This window comes from Streptomyces europaeiscabiei, from assembly GCF_001550375.1.
GTDB lineage: Bacteria > Actinomycetota > Actinomycetes > Streptomycetales > Streptomycetaceae > Streptomyces > Streptomyces europaeiscabiei.
Map to the genome: position 1 here is coordinate 1 of NZ_LRTR01000721.1, position 9,460 is coordinate 9,460.

General features: G+C 71.6%; 8 protein-coding genes and 1 pseudogene. 5 read left to right on the forward strand and 4 right to left on the reverse strand.

Annotated elements, in window-relative coordinates; genetic code table 11:
• Positions 1 to 264, reverse strand: a pseudogene (locus tag AWZ10_RS51845) (hypothetical protein); the annotation flags it as partial.
• 183 nt (positions 265 to 447) lie between these two features.
• Positions 448 to 1,830 (reverse strand): NsdA family TPR-like regulatory protein, encoded by a 1,383-nt coding sequence (locus AWZ10_RS35770; RefSeq protein WP_060893082.1) that lies wholly within the window; start codon positions 1,828 to 1,830, stop codon positions 448 to 450.
• A gap of 305 nt (positions 1,831 to 2,135) precedes the next feature.
• Between AWZ10_RS35770 and AWZ10_RS35775 the strand changes: the two genes are divergently transcribed.
• From AWZ10_RS35775 to AWZ10_RS51855, 5 genes are all read left to right on the forward strand, one after another.
• Positions 2,136 to 2,819 carry a bifunctional DNA primase/polymerase gene (locus tag AWZ10_RS35775; protein ID WP_046709484.1) on the forward strand — a complete coding sequence of 228 codons (684 nt, stop codon included), beginning with the start codon at positions 2,136 to 2,138 and terminating at the stop codon, positions 2,817 to 2,819.
• Positions 2,820 to 2,958: 139 nt separating this feature from the next.
• On the forward strand, positions 2,959 to 3,741 hold the full coding sequence (locus AWZ10_RS35780) for an ABC transporter ATP-binding protein (protein WP_046709485.1): 783 nt from the start codon (positions 2,959 to 2,961) through the stop codon (positions 3,739 to 3,741).
• Positions 3,738 to 5,348, forward strand: a complete 1,611-nt coding sequence (locus tag AWZ10_RS35785) for a hypothetical protein (protein WP_060893083.1) — start codon at positions 3,738 to 3,740, stop codon at positions 5,346 to 5,348. The genes AWZ10_RS35780 and AWZ10_RS35785 overlap by 4 nt, the downstream gene beginning before the upstream one ends.
• Before the next feature lie 144 nt (positions 5,349 to 5,492).
• Positions 5,493 to 5,660: a hypothetical protein gene (locus tag AWZ10_RS51850; RefSeq protein WP_159058475.1), complete on the forward strand. Its 168-nt coding sequence runs from the start codon at positions 5,493 to 5,495 to the stop codon at positions 5,658 to 5,660.
• Between the two features lie 143 nt (positions 5,661 to 5,803).
• A complete protein-coding gene (locus tag AWZ10_RS51855; RefSeq protein ID WP_060893084.1) occupies positions 5,804 to 6,373 on the forward strand; it encodes a hypothetical protein in 570 nt (189 codons plus the stop codon).
• Between the two features lie 138 nt (positions 6,374 to 6,511).
• Here the strand turns inward: AWZ10_RS51855 and AWZ10_RS35795 are convergent, their stop codons facing one another.
• Both AWZ10_RS35795 and AWZ10_RS35800 read right to left on the reverse strand, forming a co-directional pair.
• Positions 6,512 to 7,369: an alpha/beta fold hydrolase gene (locus AWZ10_RS35795; RefSeq protein ID WP_046703468.1), complete on the reverse strand. Its 858-nt coding sequence runs from the start codon at positions 7,367 to 7,369 to the stop codon at positions 6,512 to 6,514.
• 971 nt (positions 7,370 to 8,340) lie between these two features.
• Positions 8,341 to 9,033 carry an iron-dependent transcriptional repressor DtxR gene (locus AWZ10_RS35800; protein ID WP_037705345.1) on the reverse strand — a complete coding sequence of 231 codons (693 nt, stop codon included), beginning with the start codon at positions 9,031 to 9,033 and terminating at the stop codon, positions 8,341 to 8,343.
• Positions 9,034 to 9,460: the final 427 nt, after the last annotated feature.

The following is a 9,460-nucleotide window of genomic DNA, read 5'->3' on the forward strand; positions in this document are numbered from 1 at the left end:
GTCGTGCGCCCCCTGGCCGCCCCACTCCGGAGCGGGCGGCGCGGGCGGCGCGCTGTTCCAGTGGTCGGCAGGCGGCTGGGCGGGCGGCGCGGCTCCCTCGGAACCCCACTGCCGCTGCTGGTCCCACGGCTGGACCGGGGCCGGCGGCAGCGGTGCCGGCGGCAGATCGCTCGGATGGAGCGGCGCCCCACCGTCCGAGGGCAGCACGATGCCTTCGCGCGCGGTCCGCGCCGAGGGCTCCTCGCCCTGTCCACTCTGCGTCACCGAGACTCCTACGAATGGGGGACTTCCGGAATCGTCGACTCACGCTACCGGGTCCGGATGACAGCCCGAGCACCACCCGCGTCCCGATGAGGGGCGAAACCCCTCATCGGGACGCGGGAAACCGCGTGACCGCCACGACCCGCCCGCGGTCGCGAGACGACCGAGTCCCCCACCCGGAGCGTTCTACGCCGCCTGCAAGTCCATTCGTGCCCCGAACTCCCTGACCACCGCCTCCTCCCTGAACGGCTCCAGCCGCTGCTGGAAGTCCTCCAGATACTCGGCCCCCCGGTTCGAGCGGAGCGACCCCAGCAGCTCCACCGCCTTCGTCCCCGTGTGGCAGGCCTGTTCGACCTCCCGCTGCTGCACCTGTGCCGTGGCGAGCAGCACATACCCGATCGCCCGCCGCCGGGCCCGCGACTCCGGATGTTTCGCCAGCGACTCCTCGGCCCGCCGCGCCGCCGCCTCCGCCTGCCCCAGATCCCGATGGCAGTGCGCCAACTCGTCGGCGAGATAGGCCTCGTCGAAGTGCTTGATCCACGCCGGGTCGTCCCCGGAGAAGGGGTCCGCGCCCTCCAGCGCCTCCACGGCCCGCCCCGCGGCCGCCTGCGCGGCGCGCGCGTCGCCCATCAGCGCGTGCCCGCGCGCCTCCGCCGCGTGGAACATCGACTCCGCACGCGGTGTGGCCCGCCCCCGCGCCCCTTCCTGCGCCGCGCGCGCCAACTGCGCGATCTCACGCGGGTTTCCGAGCTGCGCGGCGAGGTGGCTCATGGACGCGGCGAGGACGTAACCGCCGTACGCGCGGTCGCCGGCGGCCTGGGCGAGGCGAAGCGCCTGGATGTAGTACCGCTGGGCGAGGCCGGGTTGTCCGGTGTCGACGGCCATGTACCCGGCGAGTTCGGTCAGTCGGGCGACCGCGGCGAACAACTCCCGGCCCACCGACTCCCGGTAGGAGCCGGCCAGCAGCCCCGAGACGACGCTGTTGAGGTAGTGCACGACGACCGGCCGCACATGCCCGCTGCCGTACTGGTGGTCGAGGTCGACGAGCGCCTGGGTCATCGCGCCCACGGCCGCCACGTCGGCCGACCCCACCCGGGGCCCCGCCGAGCGGGCCACCTGGGAGTCCGGCGCGGAGATCAGCCAGTCGCGGCTGGGCTCGACGAGCGCGGAGGCCGCGACGGACGACCCGGAGAGGAAGTCCCGCCGCCCCACGTCACTGCGCCACAGCTCGCAGACCTGCTCGATCGCCCCGAGCACCGTCGGCGAGAACTGGAGGCCGACGCCGGACGCGAGGTTCTTTCCGTTGGCCATGCCGATCTCGTCGATCGTGACCGTCCGGCCCAGTTTGCGGCCCAGGGCCTCGGCGATGATCGCGGGCGCCCGGCCCCGCGGCTGCTGTCCACGCAGCCAACGCGCCACGGACGTCTTGTCGTAGCGCAGGTCCAGACCGTGCTCCGCGCCGCACATGTTGACCCGCCGGGCCAGCCCGGCGTTGGAGCAACCCGCTTCCTGGATGAGCGCCTGCAGGCGTTCGTTCGGCTGCCTGGCGACGAGCGGCCTTGCGGCCATGGCGTACCCCCCTGTGGCTGTGGTGCCGTGCCCACGCACCGAGTTGACGTGTCTTCAGCAGCCGGTCCCCCTCGCATGCGTGTACCCACATATCGAAAGGATCCGGCCTCGAAGATCAATGCCCCGCCGACATACCTAAGATGCGAGACATACCTAAGATGCCGGGGTAAACACGGATGCTGTACCCCACACGTGGCTACCCGGCTCACTCCGTGATCCCTCCCGCGCGCCCCCGACCGTGCACCCATGCGCCCCGGCCCCGTCGGCGATGCTCTCCCCCGCGCATGTGACTTCCGTAACCCCTGATGACCGCTAGAGTTGTGTTCATCGTGGAAGAGACCATCGCGGGCCCTGAAGCTGCCCAAATCCCGAAGCAGCGTGGCGAATCGCTGCTGGACACCGCCGTTCGATACACCGAAGAGCGCCACTGGGACGTGTTCCCCGGCACATGGCTGGAAGCCGTCGACGGAATGCAGCAGTGCTCCTGCGGCAACCCGGCGTGCGCCACCCCCGGCGCGCACCCGGCGCGCGAGGACTGGGCGACCCAGGCGACAGGCAGTGCGACCGTCGCACGCCGCCTGTGGTCGAAGCAGCCCACCGCGTCGATCCTGCTGCCGACCGGCCATACGTTCGACACGATCGACGTGCCCGAGACCGCCGGCCTGCTGGCGCTGGCCCGCATGGAACGCATGGAGCTGACGCTCGGGCCGGTGACCTGGACGCCGGATCGCCGGATGCACTTCTTCGTGCTGCCCGGCGCCTCCGTCAAGGTCCCCGACCTCGTACGGAAGCTGGGCTGGTCGCCGCTGGTACTCGACCTCAAGGCATTGGGTGAGGGTGAGTACGTGGCGGCTCCGCCGACGCGGTACGGGTCGCGGGGGGCCGTGCAGTGGGCCCGACGGCCCACGCCGGCGAACCGATGGCTGCCGGATGCCGAGGAACTGATCTCGCCACTCGCCTATGCGTGCGGGCGGGACGGGCGCCGGTAGCGTTCCGGGCGGGGCTGCGGGTCGCGTGTGCGGCTGCGCGTCGGTCGTGGTTGCCCGCGTCCGCGCGGCGGAGCCGCATCGACTTCGCCCCGCACCCCCGAAAGACCGGGGGCACTGTCTACCCGAAGGGGCAGCCGGAGTGAGTGATGTCGTCGCTGTACGCGTCCAGGGGCTCTGGAAGCGGTTCGGGGCCCAGGTCGCCGTCGCCGGGATCGATCTGGAGCTGCCCGCCGGGCGGTTCATCGGGCTGGTCGGGCCGAACGGGGCCGGGAAGACCACCACCCTGTCGATGGTCACCGGACTGCTCCGCCCCGACCAGGGGTCCGTTGAGGTCGTCGGGCACGACGTGTGGCGGGACCCTGTCGAGGTGAAGGCCCGCATCGGTGTCCTCCCGGAGGGGCTGCGCCTCTTCGAGCGCCTCACCGGGCGTGAACTCCTCGCCTATACAGGTCGGTTGCGCGGACTGCCCGGCGCCGAGGTCGACAGGCGGGCCACCCAGCTGCTCGACGTCCTCGACCTCGCGGGCGCCCAGCACAAGCTCGTCGTCGACTATTCGACGGGCATGCGCAAGAAGACCGGCCTCGCCGCGGCACTCCTCCACAACCCCGAAGTCCTCTTCCTGGACGAGCCGTTCGAGGGCGTCGACCCCGTCTCCGCCCAGACCATCCGGGGCGTCCTGGAGCGGTACACCGCCTCCGGTGCCACGGTCGTCTTCTCCTCCCACGTCATGGAACTGGTCGAGTCCCTCTGCGACTGGGTGGCCGTCCTGGTCGCCGGCCGCATCCGCGCCCACGGCCCGCTCGCCGACGTACGCGGTGACGCGCCCTCGCTGCAGCGGGCGTTCCTGGAACTGGTGGGCGCCGGCGAACGGGACACGGGCTCGGATCTGGACTGGCTCGGCGGCGGGGCGGGCGGCCGATGAGCACGGCGGGCCCGTCGGGTGCCGCGTCAGTGACCTCCGTCCTCGTACGGCTGAAGCTGTCTCTGCTGCGCAACGGGCTGCGGCAGTCGGCCGGGCGGCGGGCCGCGTACATCGCATCGGTGGTGTTCGTGCTGCTGTTCGCGGCGCTCCAGCTGATCGGGCTGGTCGCGCTGCGCGGTGACGAGCACGCAGCGGCCGTTGCCGTGCCGCTGGTGGCACTGCTGGCGCTCGGGTGGGCGGTGATGCCACTGTTCTTCCCCGGCGGGGACGAGACGCTGGACCCGACGCGGCTGGTGATGCTGCCCCTGCGCCCGCGCCCGCTCGTACGGGCGCTGCTCGCGGCCTCCCTGGTGGGCATCGGCCCGCTGTTCACGCTGTGCGTGCTCGTCGGCTCGGTCGTCGCGGTGGCCCGGGGCACGGCCGCGTACGTCACCGCCGTCGCCGCCGTCCCCCTCACCCTCCTCTGCTGCGTCGCGCTCGCCCGCGCGGTGGCCGCCGCCAACGTCCGCCTCCTGACCAGCCGTCGGGGCCGCGACCTCGCCGTCCTGAGCGGCCTCGTGATCGCGATCGGCGCCCAGGCGGTCAACTTCGGTGTCCAGCGCCTCAGTTCGTCCGGTCTCGGACAGCTGGATCCGGTGGCGGACGTGTTGAGCTGGGTCCCGCCGTCGTCGGCGATCGGCGCGGTGCGGGCGGCGAGCGAGGGGTCGTACGGGGTCGCCATGGCCCAACTGACACTGTCCGTAATGGCGTTGACGCTGCTGCTGCGCCTGTGGGCACGGACGCTCACCCGGCTGATGACCTCCCCGGACGGCTCCACACTCCAGGCCGACGACTCGGGCCGGGGACGGACACGCTCCACCGGCCTGCGACGGCTCCTCCCCGCCGGCCGCACCGGCACGACCATGGAACGCAGTCTGCGCTACATCTGGCGGGACCCGAGGACGAAGGCGGCGTGGGTGACCTCGCTCGCCATCGGCCTGATCGTGCCCGTCTTCAACGCCCTGCAGGGCACCGGCTCGGTCTACATCGCCTGCTTCGCGGCGGGAATGCTCGGCATCCTGATGTACAACCAGTTCGGGCAGGACACCTCGGCGTTCTGGATGGTCGCCATGACGATCTCGTCCACGCGCGACGCGTACGTCGAACTGCGCGGCCGCGCCCTGGCGCTGCTGGTCATCACCCTGCCGTACGCCACCTTCGTCACCGTCCTGACCACCGCGCTCCTCGGCGACTGGCCCGCCCTCCCCGAGGCCCTCGGCCTCTCCTTCGCCCTCCTCGGCGCGATGCTCGCCACCGGTGCCTGGTCCTCCGCCCGCTTCCCCTACTCCATCCCCCAGGAGGGCTACAAGGGTGTCGCCCCCGGGCAGGCCGGCCTCGCCTGGATCTCCGTCTTCGGCGGCATGATCGCCGCCGCCCTTCTCTGCCTCCCGGTCATTGCCCTCACCATCTGGCTGCACGTCTCGGCGGGCGGCGACTCCTGGACGTGGCTGCTGCTGCCGGCGGGGACGGCGTACGGGGCGGGGATCACGGAGCTGGGACTGCGGCTGGCGGCGCCCCGGACGGCGGGGCGGCTGCCGGAGATCCTCACGGCGGTGAGCAAGGGGTAGCTTGTCGCGCAACGGCCGACCTCGAACGCCATCGGCTGGTCCGGCATCGGCGGCACTGACATCATGTACATGCCCCTCACGTCAGTGTGGACAACCTGCCCATCCCTGTGGTGCTTCAGCCACCGCCCTCTCAGGAGAGCTCTCATGAAGAAGGACAGCATGACCCCCGGCACGCCGCTCGCCATCGGGGCCCCGATCGCCGCCGTCAGCATCCTCCAGGACAACTACGGCGGCGCCGTCTTCGCCGTCGTGTTCTGCGCGATCGTCTCGCTCGTCCTGCACGTCAGGTCCAGCCGCACCCAGGGGCGTTGAGCGCGGCAGTCGACACTCCAGTCCCCTACCGCTCTTAGCTGACAATCGCGTCCACGCCTGTGCACACCGCCTGCGTCACCGTTCACAGCCGTTCGCATGCGCTTCGCGCATCCGTTGTACTTGATCGTCTCCGGTGCGGCCTCGTGCGCCTTCTCCAGCGTGGCGAGAGCGACATCGGGTTGTCCGACCGGTACGTCAAGATCTTCAAGGACGGCGAGTTCAAGTACGAGATCAGCAACGGGCAGGACGTCTACGTCTACACCGTGGGCGGCGTCGACTTCTCCAAGTCGCCCAAGCGGAACGTCACCCGGGTGCAGTTCGGCCTCGAACACCCCGGCCTGGACAGGACGACCAGGACCAGCGTGCAGGCCGTGACGACCTACCGGGACACCGACACGCTCTTCATGGGCGGCAACAGCAACGGCACCCGGCCCGACCCGGGCGACGAGGACCCGGCACCCGAGCCGACGCCCACCGACTCGGACAAGCCGCGGCCGAGCGACACCCCCTCGCCCCCGGCTCCCACCCCCTCCACCCCCGGCGGCGGTGACCCGCAGTCCCCGCCGGCCAACCGGCCCGACCCGGACGGCGACCTCGCCGACACCGGTTCCGGCCTGCCCGTCGGCCTGCTCTCGGGCATCGCCGCGGCGGTCGTCGCGGCGGGCGGCGCGCTGGTGTGGTGGATGCGGCGGAGGAGGGCCGCGGAGGGCTGAGCCGTGCCGCGTTCCCAGCCGTAGGCCGTAGCCGTAGCCGTAGCCGTAGGCCGTAGGCCGTAGGCCGTGGAAGGGCCCCGGAGCGATTCGGGGCCCTTTCGCTCGGTCCGCGAAGCCGTCTCGGTCCGCGAAGCTGCCTCAGTCCTGGAAGCTGTCCAGGAACGGCTCTATCGCCGCGCGCCACGCGTCCGGCTGGTCGTAGTGGACGAGGTGGCCCGCGTCGGCGACCTCGGCGTACTGGCCGTGGGGCAGGACGCGGACCATCTCCTGGGACTCGGCGCGGCCCAGCTCGCCGTCGAGGCCGCGGACGACGAGGGCGGGGCAGCAGACCTGCGTCAGCTCCTCCCAGTGCGCGTCGTACACCCAGGTCTCGCGGGTCTTGAGCATCTGCTCGGGGTCGAAGACGGGCCGCCAGCCGTCGGGGCCCTCGTGCATGACCTCGGCGTAGAACTCGCCGCGGGACGGGCTGGGGCGCTCCACCCAGGGGTCGTCCTCGCCGAACCACTTGCGGACGTCGGCGAGGGTGGCGAAGGGCAGCGGCCAGGCCTTGAACCAGCTCTCCCACTCGCGCTGCGAGGCGGCGCCGAGCGCCGAGGCCCGCATGTCGCAGATGATGAGGCCGCGCACCAGGTCCGGGCGGCGGGCGGCCAGCTGCCAGGCGGTCAGCGCGCCCATGGCGTGGCCTATGAGGACGACCGGGGCGAGGCCCAGCTGTTCGACGGCGGCCTCGGCGTCCTCGACGTATGCCTCTCGGGTGTACGCGGCCTGCTCGGGCTTCGCGCTCCGGCCGTGGCCCCGCTGGTCGAGTGCGACGGCGCGGTGCCGTTCGGAGAGCCAGCGGGCGGTGGGGGCCCAGTGCGAGGCGCGGCCCATGAGGCCGTGCAATAAGAGCACCCCGGGCCGGGGCTCGCTCTCACCGGTCTTGGGCGGCTCGTCGAACTCCCAGGCGGCGAGACTCACGCCGCCCGCTCCCGTCACGTCGATGCGCCTCGCCATTGGCACCCCCCAGACTCCCGCCCGGACCGCTCGCTCCCGCCTCTCGCTCCCGCTTCGAGCCGGCCGGTCCACTCGTCCCAACTGCTGCCGTACCTCTGTTCCCCTGCTGCTTCCGCGTTGCATCCGCCGTCGCTTCCGCCGGTGCTCCAGCTGCTGTCGCCGCCGTGCGCGCCGCTCGGACGGCAAGCACTTGTGTTACAGCGTGCATATCGGTTGACACGTTACGTGTGGGGTGTGCGCGTCGGTCATGGAACGGGGCAACGCAACGCCACGCCGTACACGTTATCGAATACACATTCGAAGATGTCGCTCTTGGCGACAACACCCCTCGTTCGAGTGACCTCCCTCAAGGATTGCCCACCGCCACCGAGGGGAGATCTTCAACGGGAGGCGGACCGCTCGGGGAAAACGGTCCGAGGGGGTTGACCCTGGGAGCTCGGGGCTCCGGGTCAGCACAGGGGAGGACAGGCCCCGGCGCCACACGGCGCCGGGGCCCTCCTCATGTCCACGGCACATCCGCCCCGCCCCCTCCTCCACCACCGGAGATCCGCCGTCTCGGGCGGCCAAGAGCCCCTCAGGTCATATGCCTCACGCGCAAGCCTCGCATGCGAACGGCCCGCGCGCTGCGATTCGGCGCACTGAATCTTCGATTCGACGGGATCCCGCACAGGGGCCCCGACAGGTCACAACTTCCCCTTCCGCACCAGGAGTTGGCGGGCGATACGGACATCGGCCGATACTCGCCGAACAGACGCCGACAGGGAGCGGCACGGGCCGAAACCGGGTGGTCGAAACCGGTCGACGAGGTCCCCTCGACCGCGCCGCCGACGGGTACGCGCGCCACCGCCGGACGATCGGGCACGGGTGTCGTCGGTGGACGATCGGGCACGACTGTCGTCGGTGGGCGACCGGTGCGGCGGTGGCGGCGCCGGGCGATCGGTGTGCGGGTGTCAGCGCTTGGCGACCGGGCGTCAGCGCTTGGCGACGAAGACGTGGGAGGCCACGTCCGCCGCCAGTTCCGCCGCCTCGCCGCCGCTGCCCACGAGGACACCGCCGGCCGCCTCCGTCACGCTCACCACGGAACCGGGCTGCACGCCCGCGCGGCGCAGCGTGTACATCAGCTGGGCGTCCGTCTGGATGGGCTCACCGATCCGGCGTACGACGACGGTCTTGCCCTCGGTGCCCGGGTCGAGGTCCGCGAGCGACACCATGCCCTCGTCCAGGAAGGGGTCCGCGCCGTCCTTCTCACCCAGCTCCTCCAGGCCCGGGATCGGGTTGCCGTACGGCGACTCCGTGGGGTGACGCAGCAGCTCCAGGACGCGGCGCTCGACCGCCTCGCTCATCACGTGCTCCCAGCGACACGCCTCCGCGTGCACCTGCTCCCACTCCAGGCCGATCACGTCGACGAGCAGGCACTCCGCGAGGCGGTGCTTGCGCATCACGCGCGTCGCCAGCCGGCGGCCCTCCTCGGTGAGTTCCAGGTGGCGGTCCGCGGCGACGGACACCAGGCCGTCACGCTCCATGCGCGCGACCGTCTGGCTCACCGTCGGGCCGCTCTGGTCGAGCCGCTCGGCGATCCGGGCGCGCATGGGGACCACACCTTCCTCCTCCAGCTCGAGGATGGTGCGGAGATACATCTCCGTCGTATCGATCAGTCCGGACATACGTGCCCCTCGATGAGATTCAGCCGGAGGCTTCGAAGGCCACACCGGCTTGCTGCGGCTTGCTGCGCTGGCCCTGGACCCAATTCTTACGCATCCGACTGACAACCGGGTGGTGCCGGGGGAACGACGGCGGTATGACTCGCGTCGAGTGGCCGATTTGTGACCTGGCGCCCCATTTTTGACGGCAACGAGGGGAACTCGGGAGGTTTCGGCCCGTGAGCGGGTGCGGGTGGCTCGTGGCTGCTCGCACAGCTCCCCGCGCCCCCAGGAAGAGCAAGAAGGCACGGCGCAGCCCCTGCCCTCTCAGAGGCGGGGCAACTGCGCGAGCAAGCACGACGGACCGCGGCCGGGGATCGAAGGAGCGCAGCCCCTCGGGGCGGGACGGGCAGGGGCGGGCAGGAGCGGCGGTGGCGGCGGTGGCGGCGGG